Source organism: Buttiauxella noackiae (assembly GCF_000737905.1).
GTDB classification, from domain to species: Bacteria; Pseudomonadota; Gammaproteobacteria; order Enterobacterales; family Enterobacteriaceae; genus Buttiauxella; species Buttiauxella noackiae.
Genome location: NZ_JPRU01000002.1, coordinates 589293 through 606111 on the forward strand (window position 1 = coordinate 589293; position 16819 = coordinate 606111).

General features: G+C 51.7%; 16 protein-coding genes. 6 read left to right on the plus strand and 10 right to left on the minus strand.

What is annotated here, in order from left to right:
• Nucleotides 1–40: 40 nt before the first annotated feature.
• Nucleotides 41–811: an SDR family oxidoreductase gene (locus tag IX31_RS11135; RefSeq protein WP_034458125.1), complete on the minus strand. Its 771-nt coding sequence runs from the start codon at nt 809–811 to the stop codon at nt 41–43.
• Between the two features lie 41 nt (nt 812–852).
• Complete coding sequence (gene tesA / locus IX31_RS11140; protein ID WP_081908669.1) at nt 853–1482, minus strand: multifunctional acyl-CoA thioesterase I/protease I/lysophospholipase L1; 630 nt, start codon at nt 1480–1482, stop codon at nt 853–855.
• Between tesA and ybbA the strand changes: the two genes are divergently transcribed.
• The 4 genes from ybbA to IX31_RS11160 all read left to right on the plus strand — a co-directional run bounded on the left by ybbA (nt 1450) and on the right by IX31_RS11160 (nt 6364).
• Nucleotides 1450–2136 (plus strand): putative ABC transporter ATP-binding protein YbbA, encoded by a 687-nt coding sequence (gene ybbA, locus IX31_RS11145; protein ID WP_034460001.1) that lies wholly within the window; start codon nt 1450–1452, stop codon nt 2134–2136. The genes tesA and ybbA overlap by 33 nt on opposite strands.
• Nucleotides 2133–4547, plus strand: a complete 2415-nt coding sequence (gene ybbP / locus IX31_RS11150) for a putative ABC transporter permease subunit YbbP (RefSeq protein ID WP_034458127.1) — start codon at nt 2133–2135, stop codon at nt 4545–4547. The genes ybbA and ybbP overlap by 4 nt, the downstream gene beginning before the upstream one ends.
• A 267-nt stretch (nt 4548–4814) precedes the next feature.
• Entirely contained in the window at nt 4815–5345 is a 531-nt protein-coding gene (locus IX31_RS11155; protein ID WP_034458129.1) for a hypothetical protein, read from the plus strand.
• Nucleotides 5346–5497: 152 nt separating this feature from the next.
• Nucleotides 5498–6364, plus strand: coding sequence for a DUF2971 domain-containing protein (locus IX31_RS11160; protein ID WP_241767186.1), 867 nt, complete (start codon nt 5498–5500; stop codon nt 6362–6364).
• A gap of 131 nt (nt 6365–6495) precedes the next feature.
• On the opposite strand, the gene mnmH is transcribed toward IX31_RS11160, so the two are convergent.
• From mnmH to ppiB, 5 genes are all read right to left on the minus strand, one after another.
• Nucleotides 6496–7593: a tRNA 2-selenouridine(34) synthase MnmH gene (gene mnmH / locus IX31_RS11165; protein WP_034458133.1), complete on the minus strand. Its 1098-nt coding sequence runs from the start codon at nt 7591–7593 to the stop codon at nt 6496–6498.
• Between the two features lie 166 nt (nt 7594–7759).
• Nucleotides 7760–8830 (minus strand): 5-(carboxyamino)imidazole ribonucleotide synthase, encoded by a 1071-nt coding sequence (gene purK / locus IX31_RS11170; RefSeq protein ID WP_034458135.1) that lies wholly within the window; start codon nt 8828–8830, stop codon nt 7760–7762.
• Nucleotides 8827–9336, minus strand: coding sequence for a 5-(carboxyamino)imidazole ribonucleotide mutase (gene purE / locus IX31_RS11175; RefSeq protein WP_034458137.1), 510 nt, complete (start codon nt 9334–9336; stop codon nt 8827–8829). The genes purK and purE overlap by 4 nt, the downstream gene beginning before the upstream one ends.
• 266 nt (nt 9337–9602) lie before the next feature.
• On the minus strand, nt 9603–10325 hold the full coding sequence (gene lpxH / locus IX31_RS11180) for a UDP-2,3-diacylglucosamine diphosphatase (protein WP_034458139.1): 723 nt from the start codon (nt 10323–10325) through the stop codon (nt 9603–9605).
• Between the two features lie 8 nt (nt 10326–10333).
• Nucleotides 10334–10828, minus strand: coding sequence for a peptidylprolyl isomerase B (ppiB, locus tag IX31_RS11185; protein WP_034460004.1), 495 nt, complete (start codon nt 10826–10828; stop codon nt 10334–10336).
• 176 nt (nt 10829–11004) lie between these two features.
• On the opposite strand from ppiB, the gene cysS reads away from it, so the two are divergent.
• Both cysS and IX31_RS11195 read left to right on the plus strand, forming a co-directional pair.
• Nucleotides 11005–12393, plus strand: a complete 1389-nt coding sequence (gene cysS, locus IX31_RS11190) for a cysteine--tRNA ligase (RefSeq protein ID WP_034458140.1) — start codon at nt 11005–11007, stop codon at nt 12391–12393.
• 89 nt (nt 12394–12482) lie between these two features.
• Nucleotides 12483–13145 carry a helix-turn-helix domain-containing protein gene (locus tag IX31_RS11195; protein WP_034458142.1) on the plus strand — a complete coding sequence of 221 codons (663 nt, stop codon included), beginning with the start codon at nt 12483–12485 and terminating at the stop codon, nt 13143–13145.
• A 46-nt stretch (nt 13146–13191) separates the two neighbouring features.
• Here IX31_RS11195 and ahpF read toward each other — a convergent pair whose 3' ends face one another.
• The 3 genes from ahpF to IX31_RS11210 form a co-directional block, all read right to left on the minus strand.
• Nucleotides 13192–14751 (minus strand): alkyl hydroperoxide reductase subunit F, encoded by a 1560-nt coding sequence (ahpF, locus tag IX31_RS11200; RefSeq protein WP_034458144.1) that lies wholly within the window; start codon nt 14749–14751, stop codon nt 13192–13194.
• A 103-nt stretch (nt 14752–14854) separates the two neighbouring features.
• Nucleotides 14855–15418, minus strand: coding sequence for an alkyl hydroperoxide reductase subunit C (gene ahpC / locus IX31_RS11205; protein ID WP_034458146.1), 564 nt, complete (start codon nt 15416–15418; stop codon nt 14855–14857).
• Between the two features lie 392 nt (nt 15419–15810).
• Nucleotides 15811–16815, minus strand: a complete 1005-nt coding sequence (locus IX31_RS11210; RefSeq protein WP_034455038.1) for an IS110 family RNA-guided transposase — start codon at nt 16813–16815, stop codon at nt 15811–15813.
• Between the last annotated feature and the right edge of the window lie 4 nt (nt 16816–16819).

The window sequence follows — 16819 nt, forward strand, 5'->3', positions numbered from 1 at the left end:
ACGATTTGCTTTTACATGGGGGCAAGGCGAGGCGCTTCAACTAACCACGTAAAATTTTATCCAGCATGCGGCCAGGCAACAGGCGGCGCAACCAGCTTAAAGCGTGCGCGACCAGCGTGACCGGATAGCGTAATTTCGGCTTCGGGCTTTCAAAAGCATGGCGCACTTTTTCCACTACCGCTTCCGGGCCGAGCGTAAAGCGTGCGGCAATCCCCGGATTTTCTACCGGATGGTCCGCTTGCGTCTGATTAACGTTTTGCGTGAACTGCGTACGAATCGGGCCAGGTTCAATTAAACTCACTTTAATGCCGCTGTGATGTAGTTCCATGCGCAGCGCATCGGACCACGCTTCCAGCGCGTATTTGCTGGCGGCATAAGCGCCACGACCGGGGGTAGAAACCAGGCCCATCACCGAACTGGTCATTACAATGCGCCCTTCTCGGTGCGGCAACATCGCGGGCAGCAGCAGCATGGTGAGCTGGTGGGTGCCAAACAAATTGGTTGAAAACTGCTGCTCAAGCTGTTCGCGGGACAGCGTTTGCAACGGCCCATACACGCCAAATCCGCCATTATTAAACAGCCCGTAAAGGCGATTATCCGTCAGCTCGATAACGTACGCGGCTGCGGTTTTCACGCTTTCCGGGGAGTCGAGATCGAGCAACACGCCGGTAAATCCGCTTTGATTCATACGTTCGACATCTTCAGGCTTGCGACACGCAGCCAGCACGCGATAACCCTGGCGCTTTAAATCTTCGGCGCAAGCGAGGCCAATTCCGCTGGAACAACCTGTAATTAAAACTGATTTTTGCATAACTTTACCCGCGCGAAGCCCCGATTGTTCATGAGTCGTGGTTAACTATTATGGTTAACTAAAGGTGCCAGACGGGAAGACATCCAGTCGGCGATAAACGGCTGAGCATCACTGTTCGGATGTATGCCGTCATCCTGCATCCATTGCGGTTTCAGATAGACCTCTTCCATAAAAAATGGCAGAAGAGGGATAGAAAACTCTTTGGCAAGTTGCGGATAAATAGCGCTAAACGCTTCATTATAACGACGCCCGTAGTTTGCGGGCAGGCGTATTTGCATCAGCAAGGGTTGAGCGTTTGCTGCTTTCACATCGTTAATTATCTGGCGCAGACTTTTTTCAATGGCTTGTGGCTGAAAACCTCGCAGGCCGTCGTTACCGCCAAGCTCAATTAATACCCAGCGAGGCTGATGTTGTTTCAGCAACGATGGCAAGCGTGCCAGCCCCTGTGGCGCGGTGTCGCCACTGATACTGGCGTTCACGACTTTGGTATTTTGCTGGTGCCATTTTGCATCCAGCAAGGCGGGCCAGGCCGCCGTTGCCGACATCCGGTAACCGGCGCTCAGGCTATCGCCCAAAATCAACAACGTGTCCGCAAAAGCGGCACGACAGGTCAACAAAGCCAGAAACAGGAAGGGCAAATGCCAGCGGAAAACATTGTTGAAGTTCATCATCTTAGTAAGTCCGTAGGAACGGGGGAACACCAGCTCTCCATCCTTACCGGAGTTGAGCTGGTTGTCAAACCGGCGCAGACCATTGCGTTAATCGGTGAGTCAGGTTCCGGAAAGTCTACACTACTGGCGATTCTGGCCGGGCTTGATGACGGCAGCGAGGGGGAAGTTCACCTCTGCGGCCAGCCGCTACACAGTATGGATGAAGAAGCGCGAGCGGCACTGCGGGCGAAAAACGTCGGTTTTGTATTCCAGTCGTTTATGTTGGTCCCAACGCTCAACGCGCTGGAAAACGTCGAACTGCCCGCTTTGCTGCGCGGTGAAAACGACTCATCAAGCCGCGCGCAGGCCAAAGCATTGCTCGAACAGCTTGGTTTAGGGAAACGCCTCGATCACCTTCCGGCACAGCTTTCGGGTGGCGAACAACAACGCGTGGCTTTGGCGCGCGCTTTTAATGGCCGCCCAGGCGTGTTATTTGCCGATGAACCCACCGGCAACCTCGACCGCCACACGGGCGACCGTATCGCCGATTTACTCTTCTCCTTAAATCGTGATTTTGCCACCACGCTCATCCTCGTCACGCACGATGAACAACTCGCCGCCCGCTGCGACCGACGCCTGCGCCTGCGTGAAGGTCAATTGTGGGAGGAAGCATGATTGCTCGTTGGTTCTGGCGCGAATGGCGCTCGCCATCGTTATTGATTGTCTGGCTGGCGTTGAGCCTGGCGGTGGCGTGCGTGCTGGCGCTGGGGAATATCAGCGACCGCATGGAACAAGGGCTCAACCAGCAAAGCCGCGACTTTATGGCGGGCGACCGTGCGTTGCGCAGTGCGCGAGAAGTGCCGCAAGAATGGCTGGATCAAGCGCAAAAAGAGGGCCTGAAAGTCGGTAAGCAACTGACGTTCGCCACCATGACATTTGCCGGAGACACGCCGCAACTGGCATCGGTAAAAGCGGTCGATGGCGTTTACCCGATGTACGGCCAGCTCGACACGAATCCGCCGGGGCTAAAGCCTGAGCCAGGGAACGTACTGCTCGCCCCGCGTTTAATGGCACTGTTGAATCTTAAAGTCGGCGACACGCTCGACGTGGGCGACACCACATTACGCATTGCGGGCGAAGTCGTTCAGGAGCCGGATTCAGGGTTTAACCCGTTCCAGATGGCCCCGCGTTTAATGATGAACCTGGCGGATGTGGAAAAAACCGGTGCGGTCCAGCCGGGGAGCCGCATTACCTGGCGCTACAAATTTGGCGGCACGCCGCAGCAGCTCGAAAAATTCGAAAATTACCTGCTACCCAAACTCAAGCCGGAACAAAAATGGTACGGCATGGAGCAAGACGACGGCGCGCTGGGGAAATCCCTAGAACGCTCGCAGCAATTCCTGCTGCTTTCCGCACTGCTGACGCTGCTTCTGGCCGTGGCGGCGGTCGCGGTGGCGATGAATCATTACTGCCGTAGCCGCTACGATTTAGTCGCTATCCTGAAAACGCTGGGGGCAGGGCGCGCCGCGCTGCGCAAGCTGATTATCGGCCAGTGGCTGATGGTTCTGGCGCTGGCGGCAATGACTGGCGGAGCCGCAGGGCTGGTATTTGAAGCGGTGCTGATGCGCCTGCTAAAACCGGTTCTGCCCGCAGCACTTCCACCCGCAAGCCTGTGGCCGTGGGTCTGGGCGGTTGGGTCGATGGTGGTGATTTCGCTGCTGGTGGGTTTACGCCCTTATCGTTTATTACTGGCAACACAGCCGCTGCGCGTGTTGCGCCGTGATGCGGTGGCAAACGTCTGGCCGCTGAAAATCTACCTGCCGATTATCTCGATAGTGGTGGTGGCGTTGCTAGCCCTGCTGATGGGCGGAAGCACGCTGCTGTGGGCGGTGCTGGCAGGAACGGTGGTGCTGGCGGTGCTGTGTGGGGTTGTCGGCTGGGGCGTGCTGAAGCTGCTGAAAAAGCTGACGCTGAAAAACCTCGCACTGCGCCTGGCGGTGAACCGGCTGTTGCGCCAGCCATGGGCAACGCTAAGCCAGCTTGCCGCGTTCTCGCTTTCCTTTATGTTACTGGCGTTATTGCTGGTGCTGCGCGGGGATCTTCTCGACCGCTGGCAACAACAACTCCCGCCAGAAAGCCCGAACTATTTCCTGCTGAACATCGCCACTGAACAGGTTCAGCCAGTGAAAGAGTTTTTGGCGGAACACCAGATTATCCCGGAATCTTTCTACCCGATTGTGCGCGTGCGCATGACGGCGATAAACGGTAAATCCACCGAAGGCAATCCGGATGAAGCGCTCAACCGCGAACTGAATCTGACATGGCAAAGCCAGAAGCCAACGCATAACCCAATCCTTGCGGGCACCTGGCCGCCAAAAGCGGGCGAAGTGTCGATGGACGAAGGCGTGGCAAAACGCCTGAAGATAAAACTGGGCGATACCGTCACGTTTATGGGCGATACCCAGGATTTCTCGGCAAAAGTGTCCAGTATGCGTAAAGTCGACTGGGAAAGCCTGCGCCCGAACTTCTATTTCATCTTCCCGCCGGGGGTGCTGGATAACCAGCCGCAAAGCTGGCTGACCAGTTTCCACCTTGACGGTAAAAACGGTGTACTCACGCAGCTTAACCGCGAATTCCCAACCGTGAGTTTGCTGGATATTGGCGCGATTTTGCGCCAGGTCAGCCAGGTGCTGGAGCAGGTAAGCCGGGCGCTGGAAGTGATGGTGGTACTTGTCACCGCTTGCGGCGTTTTGCTGCTGCTGGCGCAGGTTCAGGTCGGTATGCGGCAACGGCATCAGGAACTGGTGGTGTACCGCACGCTGGGTGCCGGAAAACGCCTGCTGCGCACCACGCTGTGGTGTGAGTTTGCGGTGCTGGGCCTGGTTTCCGGGCTGGTCGCCGCGATAGGTGCTGAAACGGCGCTTGGCCTGCTGCAAACCCGCGTATTTGATTTCCCATGGGAACCAGACTGGCGCCTGTGGGTGATTTTGCCGATAAGCGGTGCGGTGCTGCTGTCGATTTGCGGCGGATGGTTAGGCGTGCGCTTGCTGAAAGGCAAGGCGCTATTCCGCCAGTTTGTGGCCTGATTCTTCATCTAACTGTGGCGGGAAGCGCGTGAGCTTTCCGCCCTGTTTACTGCAACTCCGCAAAGTTTTTCATCACTCTTGCGAGCAGCCTCGAAGTCTGTAATCCCGCCTGGAATTCCACCGATTTTACTGTTGATTTATCCAGTGCCAAAAGCGTATTTAGTAGGCATTCAGTTCAGTATATGGCTGAAAAAGAAACGCCCCCGAAAGGTGCGCTAACACCAGACGAGGGCTGACCACAAACGTTAACTGATTAGGAGTAACGCTATGGCTAACGCCGATAGTAACACACCCGCTCGCCCTGAAATCACCCCTCAACAGCTCGCATTTGCGGACAGCCTCGCAACCCTGCTAAAAAAACCGCAAGGTGCAGCCCTGGATCTGTTCCAGATCCTCGATATCTGCCAGCAGTACGCAGATGGTTTGATCGGAAACGATAATCACACTGAATGTATGGCGCTGTGCGGCCGCCTGTTCGCCGGGTTAGAAATATTGAAAAACGCGCTCAAAGCGCCACTGCCAGATCACTTGATCGAGCAACTAACGCTGAAAGAGTCCGTAGTTGATGAATACCGCAACCCGCTTTCAATCGAGTCTGAAACGCTGCGCGAATACTGCGCAGCATTAACCATCGCGCTGCTAAACCATCAGGATCTGCCAGAGCAAAGAGAGCATATGGTCGGGATTTTGTACGAGATGATTTTTGTGCTGGCAGAAGATTTAAAAGCACCGAGATTTGTTCGGGGTTCGGGCGGGCTGAAGATGATCGGCGGTGAGGCTTTGCATGGGGTTTATTGAGTTTCGCTTGAGTTTAACGGCCCCTTTTCTGGGAGAAGGGGGCTGGGATTTAGGTTGGTTGGGGGGGGGCTTTTGTGGGGCTGCTTTGAGCGAGGAGCGGAAGTTCGCTTTCGGGTAACCTAATCCATATGCCAGTGGATCTCTAAAAGAGAATGGGTCGTTTAAGCGGGATACTTACACCTACCTTGTCGAAAGGCTGTACACTGATAACATCTATAAATGATTCTGAATATTTTATGATTTTGTACAAATACATAGACAATGCTTCATTAGATCGATTTTTCGAAGATGGCTACATCTCTATAAAATTCACCCCGCATAGTGAGTTTAATGATCCTTTCGAAAGTTATGGATATGCACTTGATGATGAATCAATTGAATCATTAACTATGAGGTATGAGATCAATCAAAACCTTGCCTGCTTATGCCTTTCTAAAAATCCACTCAACGTATTGATGTGGTCACATTATGCTGATAAGCATCAGGGTTTTGTTGTAGCAATCGACACTGAGAAAGCAGGATTCGATGATGAAGCAAAATGCCTAATTACAGCTTCGAAAGGTGAAATTGATTATTTAGGGAGCCGAATAAAAAGCAAACTAAAAATCAGTCAAGAAAACATCTATGACACTGATATAATTAGTAAATTATTGCTAACTAAATCATTGCATTGGAAATATGAAGAAGAAATTAGAATAATAAAAAAGATAGAATCATTACAAAAGCAAGGTACTGTTTTAATTGATAAAATAATTGATCTAAAATCGGTGACAGGTATCTATATCGGGATCAATAACAAAGGGTTTGATGAAATTATTAGAAATAACAATACATTAGAGTCATTGATTTTAAACAAGACAGTGCAATTATTTCAGTGTGAATTCAAGAAAAGTACATGGGATCTCGCCATAGAAGGTTATGAATACACCAAATACCCGCATGATATGCAGAGAATGGATGTATTTGATTCTGTAGAGAAGGTTTTAAGAGCGATGGAACGTAACCATATAGGCGATTGAGAGTATTAATGGCGATTAATATATCAGCAATGTCCGCTCCTGGCACGAAGCAGACACCAGCCAAAACCAGCATAACCCCCAATATCAGCCAGCAGAAGCCCGGACAAAAAAATCTATTCTGCCTGGCTATATCAGGTATTGCTTTGCAGCCATTCCTCTACCTGCTGGTAGTCGCCACGAAACACGATGTTGTCTGCTTTTTTGCTCAGCTGATAGCGATACATCGGGTCGTAATACTCTTCAAGCAGCGGAGCAAGCCAGGCGAGGTGCCCTTCGACAGAACCGGTTTTACGCTGCAATTCCAGCGCGTTATCCAGATATGCAGTGAATTGCGTAAAACGCTCCATGCCCAGACGGCGGCGAATGGCGAACAGACCGTGGTGCAAATACTCGCCGTAATTCTGCCACGCTGTTTCTTCATCGCTGACCGACAAAAACGCGGCGCTCATTTGCTCAAAATATTCAGTTTTAAGGCGCTCTAAACGCTGATCGAACGGATCGTCAATCACCACAATCGGTGAGCGTAACATCTGTTCTCTGAAGCATTCCGGGATATGGCGCGAGCCAATCATGCGGCCTTCATCTTCCACAACCCACGTCATTTCTGCGCCGTCACTTTTCTTTAAAAGCGTTACGGCCAGGTTATTTTCGAAGTTAGTTTGCGAGGGCTGTTCCACAATCGTGCGGCCAAATGACGAACCGCGATGATGCGCCAGCCCTTCAAGGTCGATGCCGGTTGGCAGCGAGCGAATCAGAATGGTTTTGCCGCCACCGGTGTTGCCACTGACGAGGATCATCGGCCAGCGCGAGCGGGATTCGATCACGTCCATGGCGTAATGGCGCAGCGCTTTGTAACCGCCTTCGACCAGCGGATAGTCAACGCCCGCGTCGCGTAGCCATTCCTGAACAAGGTGCGAACGCATGCCGCCTCTTGCGCAGCACAGGTATCCTTCTGGATTCTGGCGACATTGTTCAAGCCACTTTTGCAAACGGGCTTCACGAACTTCGCCATTCACCAGGCTATGGCCTAATTCCACCGCCGCTTCCTGCCCGCGCTGTTTATAGCAAGTGCCCACTTGCGCACGCTCGTCATCAGACATCAGCGGTAAATTCAGCGCGGCAGGCATCGCCCCCTGGCTAAATTCCACCGGAGCACGCACGTCGATAAGCGGGATATCGGCGTGCAGCAGATGTTCATAATTTTGAGTATCAGGACGAGCGTTTTGCATACATAAACCTTAGAGCGAGTGAGGCCGAAACGCCGTGGATTGTGCGCCTTGCAACGAAGAAAAGAAAGTTATGCGGGGTGAATGTCTGGTCAATGTCGGATGATCCGCCCGACGGGCGGATTTTTCGTAGGGCGGGTAAGCATCGCGCCACCCGCCGCAAACGGAACTACTTCAGAAGTTTGCTCTGCGCCCAGGCAATGCCGCTGGCGTAATCCGCTGGCAACAACGGCACGATGGCCTCAAGTGTTGCGCTCAGTCGGTCAGTATCGCTGTCGTTGAGGTTGAGATGGCCCACTTTGCGACCTTCACGCACCTCTTTGTCGTACCAGTGCAAATGGACTAACGGTAGTTTCAGCCAGTCGTAGTTCAGATCGGTGCCGATAAGATTGATCATTACTGAGGGTGAATTCACCACCGGTTGTGGCAACGGCAGGTCTACAATCGCGCGAAGATGTAATTCGAACTGGCTGATGGATGCGCCGTTTTGCGTCCAGTGTCCGCTGTTATGCACGCGTGGCGCGAGTTCGTTAATCAGCAATCCTTCAGGCGTAATAAAGCATTCCATCGCCATCACACCGACATAGTTCAGCTCATGCATGATGGCAGAAAGCATCGCTTCTGCCTGTTGCTGTTGCTCAATGTCTGCGTGGGGGAAAACGACGCTGGTACGCAGAATACCGTCCTGATGCAGGTTATGCGTCAGCGGGTAAAACACCGTTGTGCCGTCATGCCCACGGGCACCAACCAGCGACACTTCACCAGAAAAATTAATGCCTTGTTCGACAATACACTCACCGTAGCACTCATCCGGCAACTGATCGGTTTCATGGCTGCGCAAGCGCCACTGCCCGCGCCCATCATAGCCACCGACGCGGCGTTTCACTATCGCCAGTTCGCCCAGGTTCTGGAACACTCCAGCCCATTCGTCGCGACTGGAAAGTAACTGCCACGGCGCGGTCGCAAGCTCGAGCTTATCGAACAGCTGTTTTTGTGTCAGACGGTCGGCGATTATCGGGAAGACGTCACGGTTTACGAACGCGTTGTGACGAGCCAGTTCACGGGTGAGGGCCGTTTCCGGCCAGCGTTCAATTTCAGCGGTGATAACGCTTTGCGCAAATGGCACCGCTTCGGGTTCTGCATCTAAACCAACTGGATAAACCGCAATGCCCAACGGCTCTCCCGCCTGACGCAGCATTCTGCCAAGTTGACCATTGCCCAGCACGCAAACGCGTTTCATGCATCACCCCGAGGATCTGGGTTATCCAGCACTTCATCGGTTTGTGCCTGACGCCAGTTTTCCAGGCGTTGGCTCAGTTCTTTATCATGCAAAGCGAGGATTTGCGCTGCCAGCAAAGCTGCGTTAGCTGCACCTGCTTTACCGATGGCCAGCGTACCAACCGGAATACCACGCGGCATTTGTACGATGGAATAGAGACTGTCCACGCCGCTTAACGCAGCACTCTGGACTGGCACACCCAGCACGGGAACCAGGGTTTTTGCCGCGATCATACCTGGCAAATGCGCAGCACCGCCCGCACCCGCAATAATCACCTGATAACCGTTGTCGGCTGCCTGTTCGGCAAAGCTGAAAAGTTTATCGGGAGTTCGGTGCGCGGAAACCACTTCTACGTGGTGCGGGACATCAAGTGCGGTGAGGATTTCGGCGGCAAACTGCATGGTTGCCCAGTCACTTTTGGAACCCATGACAATGGCGATACGCGCCGGGGTCTGGTTGGAGGACATGCGTCTCAAAACTCCTGTGGGTAGCAAACATCACCGAACGTGGCTCGAACGGTCAGAAGGGCTCAGAGAATAGCATGAAGAAAGGGTAAGGAAAACGGTTGCGTGGCTAATCTGGTAGCGAAAACAGCCATTTTTATACGCTATTAACTCTAAATAATTTGAGTTGCAGGTAGGCGGCAAGGGAGCAAATCCCCAGGAGCTTACTTGAGTAAGTGACTGGGGTTTGTGAGTGCAGCCAACACCCCTGCGGCTCGAAGTATGACGAGTTAAAACTCGAAAGGAATTAGTTCGACGTCTTCAGCAGTGACTTTAATCATCGAACCTTCTGTATGCCACGCTCCCAGCACGCAGCGAAACGCGGGTTTACCGTTAGCGGAAAGGGAATTAATTTCAGGGCGATGCGTGTGGCCGTGGATCATCCACTGCACCCGGTGGCGGGTGAGGGTGTCGATAACGGCTTGCGGATTCACATCCATAATCGCCATCGATTTACTGCTGTTAGACGCTTTGCTGTTGGCGCGCATTTTGGCGGCCACGCGCTTGCGGATAAACAGCGGCAGGGCGAGGAATAAACATTGAAGCCATGGCTGGTGCACTTTTTTGCGGAAGGCCTGATAACCGTGGTCGTCGGTGCAAAGTGTGTCGCCATGCAGGGCCAGGATTTTGCGGCCGTAGAGATTGAGCACTTGCTCTTCGGGCAGCAACGTCATTCCGCTTAAACGGGCAAAACGTTTGCCGAGCAGGAAATCGCGGTTGCCGTGAATAAAGAAGCAGGGAACACCAGAATCCACCAGGTCTTTAATGGCTAAAGCGATTTGGCGGTGCAGCGGTTCAGGGTCATCGTCGCCAATCCAGGCTTCAAACAGATCGCCAAGAATATAGAGCGCATCAGCTTTCCGAGCGGTGCCCGCCAGAAAACGCAGAAAACCGGCGGTAATCGCCGGTTCTTCTGAACACAGATGTAAATCTGCGATAAACAGCGTCGCCATGGGGCGAATTATTCGCTGACGGTTACGCTTGTGATAACCACGTCTTCTTTAGGAACGTCCTGGTGCATACCGCTGCGACCAGTGGACACGCCTTTGATTTTCTCAACAACGTCCATGCCTTCTACAACTTCAGCAAATACGCAGTAACCCCAACCTTGCATGCTTTCGCTGCTGAAGTTCAGGAAATCGTTGTCAGCCACGTTAATGAAGAACTGGGAACTTGCAGAATGTGGCGCCTGGGTACGTGCCATTGCTAGCGTACCTTTGGTGTTTTTCAGGCCGTTATTCGCTTCGTTCTGGATGGTGTCTTTGGTCTCTTTCTGCTTCATACCCGGTTCAAAACCGCCGCCCTGGATCATAAAGCCATTGATCACACGGTGGAAAATGGTGTTGGCGTAGAAACCTTCGCGGCAGTACTCGAGGAAGTTTTTAACAGTAATCGGCGCTTTATCATCAAAAGTTTTGATTACGATATCGCCGTGATTAGTATGAAAAGTAACCATGCTGTGCATCCTATATTAGTCAGACAGTGTTCCGGCAGACGGTGCCGCGACACAAGGTGGTTGTTATAGCATAACTGCGCATGATCATCACCTTGCAAAGCGTGCTGCTTCCTGACGGAATTTTGAGGTAACATATAGCCCAATATCGACTACACACGCTTATATGGAATCCCCTGATGTTAAAAATCTTTAATACAATGAGTCGCCAAAAAGAGGAATTCAAACCTATTCATGCCCCAGAAGTTGGCATGTACGTGTGTGGTATCACCGTTTACGATTTGTGTCATATCGGTCATGGCCGTACTTTTGTCGCCTTCGATGTGGTGGCACGTTACCTGCGTTATCTCGGTTATAACCTGAAGTACGTGCGCAATATTACCGATATCGACGATAAAATTATCAAACGCGCCAACGAAAACGGCGAAGATTTTGTCGCTCTCGTTGACCGTATGGTGGCTGAAATGCACACCGATTTCGACGCGCTGAATATTTTGCGCCCGGATAGCGAGCCACGTGCGACCAAACATATTCCAGATATCATCGAAATTGTTGAACAGCTTATCGAGCGTAACCACGCCTATGTTGCCAGCAATGGTGACGTGATGTTCTCCGTCGAATCCGACGCTGATTACGGCAAACTTTCTCGCCAGGATCTGGAGCAATTGCAGGCTGGTGCGCGTGTTGAAGTAGAAGCGAACGTTAAGCGCAATCCAATGGATTTCGTGCTGTGGAAAATGTCCAAGTCGGGCGAACCAAGCTGGTCATCCCCATGGGGCGAAGGTCGTCCAGGATGGCACATTGAGTGTTCAGCGATGAACTGCAAACAGCTGGGTAACCATTTTGATATTCATGGTGGCGGTTCAGACCTGATGTTCCCGCACCACGAAAACGAAATCGCCCAGTCTACCTGTGCGCACGGCGGCGAATACGTTAACACCTGGATGCACTCAGGGATGGTGATGGTCGACCGTGAGAAAATGTCTAAATCGTTGGGCAACTTCTTCACCGTGCGTGACGTGCTGAAATATTACGATGCCGAAACCATTCGCTACTTCCTGATGTCCGGCCACTATCGCAGCCAGCTGAACTACAGCGAAGAAAACCTGAAACAGGCGCGTACTTCGCTGGAACGTTTGTATACAGCACTGCGCGGCACAGACACCAATGCGCAGCCTGCGGGCGGCGAAGCGTTTGAAGCCCGTTTCCGTGAAGCGATGGACGATGACTTCAACACGCCAGAAGCTTACTCCGTGCTGTTTGATATGGCGCGCGAAGTGAACCGCTTGAAAACCGAAGATTTGGCTGCTGCAAATGGCCTGGCGGCTGCGTTACGCCAGCTTTCTGCCGTACTGGGCCTGCTTGAGCAAGAACCAGAAGTCTTCCTGCAAAGCAGCGTTCAAGCCGACGATAGTGAAGTTGCTGAAATCGAAGCGCTGATCAAACAGCGTAACGATGCCCGTCAATCAAAAGACTGGGCGCTGGCAGACCAGGCTCGCGACCGTCTGAATGAAATGGGCATCGTGCTGGAAGATGGCCCGCAGGGCACGACCTGGCGTAGAAAGTAATCCTTATACGGTCTGTTATACAGAAAGCGGCGTAAGCCGCTTTTTTTATCAACTATGATTGTGGTGCGAGGAATAAAAAGGATTAATTCATGACCACCGTAAATGATCAAAACAGTGAATCAGGGCTGTCGACTCTTTATCCATGCAGACCAGTCGCTGAGATAGATGCTCTCCAGGAAGCGCTTTCCACGCTTGGGACGGTTCGCTCTTTCCAGGAAAACGATGAAATTCACGCAGTTCAGCAGCACGAGAAATTCCTGTATCTGTTCACCGAGGGGCGTTTTACGGCTGTTCGTGCAAATGATGGCCTAGTGCTTTCATCTGTTAGGGGCAAGATTATTTATGGAATTGCTGAATGTTTGCGGCCTCGTGGCGGCTGGTTTTTGAAAGTAGAAGAGCCATGTAAGGCGCGGGTTATCCCGGCTGAACTTGCATTTGAACTCTTCACCCGACAGCAATTATGGGAGCCCGTTTCTGTTCTTCTTGCCTGGTTTTTACAGATGTACTCTTTACGTGATGAACATCTGGTAGGGGTTCCGGCGTACGTGATGATTCGCAGTAAATTGCTCGAACTGAATTTGCAACCTGCAGATATACGCCGTGATATTAATGCGGCAGATTTTATTCAGGAACGTACGCAATTAGCGCGTAGCACGATTATGGCAATTCTCGGGGAATTACGTCGAGGTGATTACATTGAGATTAAGCGCGGGAAACTGATCGGTATTAAGCATTTGCCAAAAGAGTATTAAAAATGGCCCATCAAGCAGCGATGGGCCATTTTTATGGTTGGTTCTATTACGAATTACGAATCAAATAATCAAACGCACTCAGAGAAGCTTTTGCGCCTTCGCCCGTCGCAATGATGATTTGTTTGTACGGCACCGTTGTGCAGTCGCCTGCGGCAAATACGCCTTTCACTGTGGTTTCGCACTTCGCATCAATAATAATTTCACCCATGCGGTTGCGTTCAACACTGCCTTCCAGCCAGTCGGTATTTGGCAACAAACCGATTTGCACGAAAATACCTGCCAGTTCAATCTCATGTACGCTTTCAGTGACAAGATCTTTATACTGCAAACCGGTCACTTTCGTGCCGTCGCCTTTTACTTCCAGCGTTTGAGCATTAAGAATAATGTCGACGTTTTTCAGGCTGCGAACTTTGTTCTGCAATACCTGGTCGGCTTTCATTTCTGGAGCAAACTCCAGCAAAGTCACGTGTTCTACGATACCCGCCAGGTCAATTGCTGCTTCGACACCTGAGTTACCACCGCCAATCACCGCCACGCGTTTGCCTTTAAACAGCGGGCCGTCGCAGTGTGGGCAGTAGGTCACGCCTTTGGTGCGATATTGTTCTTCGCCCGGCACATTCATGTTGCGCCATTTCGCACCGGTCGCAATGATGATGCTGCGTGCGCTAAGTGTTGCGCCTGAAACGGTTTGAATCTGATGCAGGCCGCCTTCGGTCTTAGCCGGAATCAACTTGCTGGCACTTTGTGTGTCAATAACATCCACGTCGTAGTCATCTACGTGGGCTTTCAGAGCGCCCGCCAGTTTTTGGCCTTCAGTTTTCGGCACGGAAATGTAGTTTTCGATATCAACGGTATCTAATACCTGGCCGCCAAAACGCTCGCCCATCAAACCGGTACGAATGCCTTTACGTGCGGAATAAACTGCCGCCGCCGCACCCGCTGGGCCGCTGCCGACAATCAGCACATCGTAAGCTTCACGTTTGTTCAGTGCTTCTGCCGCGCGTTTTTCTGCGCCGGTATCAATTTTACCGACGATTTCAGCAAGCGTCATACGCCCCTGACCGAACTGTTTGCCGTTGAGGAATACCGCAGGCACGCCCATAACGTTGCGTTCCTGAATCTCATTCTGGTAAACGCCACCGTCAATCGCGGTGTGGCTGATGCGCGGATTCAGTACCGCCATCAGGTTCAGCGCCTGTACCACATCCGGGCAGTTGTGGCAGGAGAGCGAGTAATAGGTTTCAAAATGGAAATCGCCGTCGATCTCGCGGATCTGCTCAAGCAAATCTTGCGACTCTTTCGACGGATGTCCCCCGGTCTGCAACAGTGCCAGTACCAGAGAAGTAAATTCGTGGCCGAGTGGGGAACCAGCAAAACGCGGGCCTTTATCGGAACCTGGATTTGTAATCAAAAACGACGGTTTGCGCACCGGTAAGTCGTTATCAATGCTCAAAGTAACTTTGTCAGATAACTCCGCGATCTCTGCCAGCAGTTCCTTTATCTCGGTTGATTTTGCACTGTCGTCCAGCGTGGCAATCAACTCAACAGGTTTGGTTAATCTCTCAAGGTAAGCTTTGAGCTGGGTTTTCATGTTGTTGTCGAGCACGAGTCTCTCCCTGAAGGCAAAAATGTAAAAAGTAGGGTGGATAAGCGAAGCGCCATCCACCTTCTGACAAAAGGGCGGAAGAACCGCCCTGCAAACAAACTGCTTAGATCTTACCGACCAGGTCTAAAGACGGAGCCAGAGTCGCATCGCCTTCTTTCCATTTAGCCGGGCAAACTTCACCTGGGTGAGAAGCAACATACTGAGCGGCTTTCACTTTACGCAGCAGGTCAGAAGCGTCACGGCCGATACCTTCAGCAGTCACTTCGATAGCCTGGATGATGCCCTGTGGGTCAACGATAAAGGTACCGCGGTCTGCCAGGCCTTCGTCTTCACGCATGTTCTCGAAGTTACGAGTCAGTGCGCCAGTCGGGTCGCCGATCATTGCATATTTGATTTTTGCGATGGTGTCAGAGCTGCTGTGCCACGCTTTGTGAGTGAAATGGGTATCTGTGGAAACAGAGTAGATATCCACGCCCAGTTTCTGGAATTCTTCGTAGTGGTCAGCCACATCGCCCAGTTCGGTTGGGCAAACAAAAGTAAAGTCAGCTGGATAGAAGAAGAAAACGCTCCAGCGGCCTTCTACATCCTTCTCGGTAACTTCAATGAATTCACCGTTTTTAAAAGCGCTGTTTTTGAATGGTTTGATTTTTGTATTAATTAAAGACATCTGTACTTCCTCCGTTTTGCGATGGGAGAAAGATACCGAATCTTATTAAAAGGTTCTAATGGGCAAATTGTATTGAATTGATAAGTATTTCCTTGCAACCGAAACGGCAGGCATAAAAAATCTATGGTCCCCACCGTTTTTGCAACACTGATTTTTGACTTATGGTGGCTTGCCTAAATCTATCCGGCGTCACTATGGGCATCGATGCCCGCGCCTTGATGAGTTCCGCACCTGATAAGCCTAAAAAGCCACGCGGCTTCAGAGAGCCATTTTTTATGTTAGGTTTTCATCAGGCCGATAGGCCGTTCATGTCATCAATAATCAGTCTTCGCAAAACCAGATTGGGAACTGCTTAATTAACGATTAACCTGCCAGTCAGACTGGCGTCATCGTTACCTTTCGAACACGGTCTGCCGGGTTGTGATTGCCCATGCTATCCGGGCCAGCTTGTTGGCCAGAGCACAACACACTACGCAGGAGTGTTTTCTTGCCAGTTGTGCCCTGACCCAGTCAGCCAGCTTGCCTGACTGATAATCAATTTTCTGGATAAAGACTCTGGCGCACTGGACAAGTAACCGTCGCAGATTTTTGTCTCCCCGTTTACTTATCCCTAAAAGCGTATTTTTGCCGCCCGTGCTGTACTGCCGTGGTACCAGGCCGGTTGAGGCCGCAAAATCCCGGCTACAGCCATATTGTTTACCGTCGCCCAGTTGCGATGATAAAACGCTGGCAGTTATCGGCCCAACACCGGGTATTGTCTGAAGACGTTGTCCTGTTTCATCACGACTCAGCTCTTGTTCCAGCGCTGTTTCAAGCTCCGTGATCTGTTCGACAAGATAAAGATAATGAGCATGTAAGCGCATCAGCAGCTGTGCCAGATAGGGAGGAAGTTCGTTATCTGCAAGGACTGTTGAGAGCCGTTTTATCACTGCGGCTCCGATCGGCATACTGATGCCAAATTCCAGCAAAAAAGCATGCATCTGATTAGTCGTTTTGACTTTATCTCTGACCAGCGATTCCCTGACCCTGTGAAGTGCCCGCATGGCCTGTTGAGCTTCGGTTCGTGGTTGCACAAATCGCATGGAGGGACGGGATGCCGCCTCGCATATGGCTTCTGCATCGACAAAATCGTTCTTGTTGCTCTTAACAAAAGGGCGAACGAACTGCGGAGAAATCAATTTTGCTTCATGGCCTAAATCAGCGATCCGGCGAGCCATAAAATGGGCGCCGGCGCAGGCTTCCATCACAACGGTAGCGGATGTACACCCAGCCAGAAATTCAATAAGTTTGGTGCGGGTAAATTTTTTTCGCAGTAATGCTTTGCCTGATTTATCCTGGCAGTGAACGTGGAAGGAATGTTTGCCGAGATCGATACCAATAAGCGTAACGTTTTGCATGATG

What these genes read in the sequence shown, in the direction of transcription:
- IX31_RS11135 (WP_034458125.1), bottom strand. Translation starts at nt 811, where the DNA reads ATGCAAAAATCAGTTTTAATTACAGGTTGTTCCAGCGGAATTGGCCTC.
- ybbA (WP_034460001.1), top strand. Translation starts at nt 1,450, where the DNA reads ATGCCAGCGGAAAACATTGTTGAAGTTCATCATCTTAGTAAGTCCGTA.
- tesA (WP_081908669.1), bottom strand. Translation starts at nt 1,482, where the DNA reads ATGATGAACTTCAACAATGTTTTCCGCTGGCATTTGCCCTTCCTGTTT.
- ybbP (WP_034458127.1), top strand. Translation starts at nt 2,133, where the DNA reads ATGATTGCTCGTTGGTTCTGGCGCGAATGGCGCTCGCCATCGTTATTG.
- IX31_RS11155 (WP_034458129.1), top strand. Translation starts at nt 4,815, where the DNA reads ATGGCTAACGCCGATAGTAACACACCCGCTCGCCCTGAAATCACCCCT.
- IX31_RS11160 (WP_241767186.1), top strand. Translation starts at nt 5,498, where the DNA reads ATGGGTCGTTTAAGCGGGATACTTACACCTACCTTGTCGAAAGGCTGT.
- mnmH (WP_034458133.1), bottom strand. Translation starts at nt 7,593, where the DNA reads ATGCAAAACGCTCGTCCTGATACTCAAAATTATGAACATCTGCTGCAC.
- purK (WP_034458135.1), bottom strand. Translation starts at nt 8,830, where the DNA reads ATGAAACGCGTTTGCGTGCTGGGCAATGGTCAACTTGGCAGAATGCTG.
- purE (WP_034458137.1), bottom strand. Translation starts at nt 9,336, where the DNA reads ATGTCCTCCAACCAGACCCCGGCGCGTATCGCCATTGTCATGGGTTCC.
- lpxH (WP_034458139.1), bottom strand. Translation starts at nt 10,325, where the DNA reads ATGGCGACGCTGTTTATCGCAGATTTACATCTGTGTTCAGAAGAACCG.
- ppiB (WP_034460004.1), bottom strand. Translation starts at nt 10,828, where the DNA reads ATGGTTACTTTTCATACTAATCACGGCGATATCGTAATCAAAACTTTT.
- cysS (WP_034458140.1), top strand. Translation starts at nt 11,005, where the DNA reads ATGTTAAAAATCTTTAATACAATGAGTCGCCAAAAAGAGGAATTCAAA.
- IX31_RS11195 (WP_034458142.1), top strand. Translation starts at nt 12,483, where the DNA reads ATGACCACCGTAAATGATCAAAACAGTGAATCAGGGCTGTCGACTCTT.
- ahpC (WP_034458146.1), bottom strand. Translation starts at nt 15,418, where the DNA reads ATGTCTTTAATTAATACAAAAATCAAACCATTCAAAAACAGCGCTTTT.
- IX31_RS11210 (WP_034455038.1), bottom strand. Translation starts at nt 16,815, where the DNA reads ATGCAAAACGTTACGCTTATTGGTATCGATCTCGGCAAACATTCCTTC.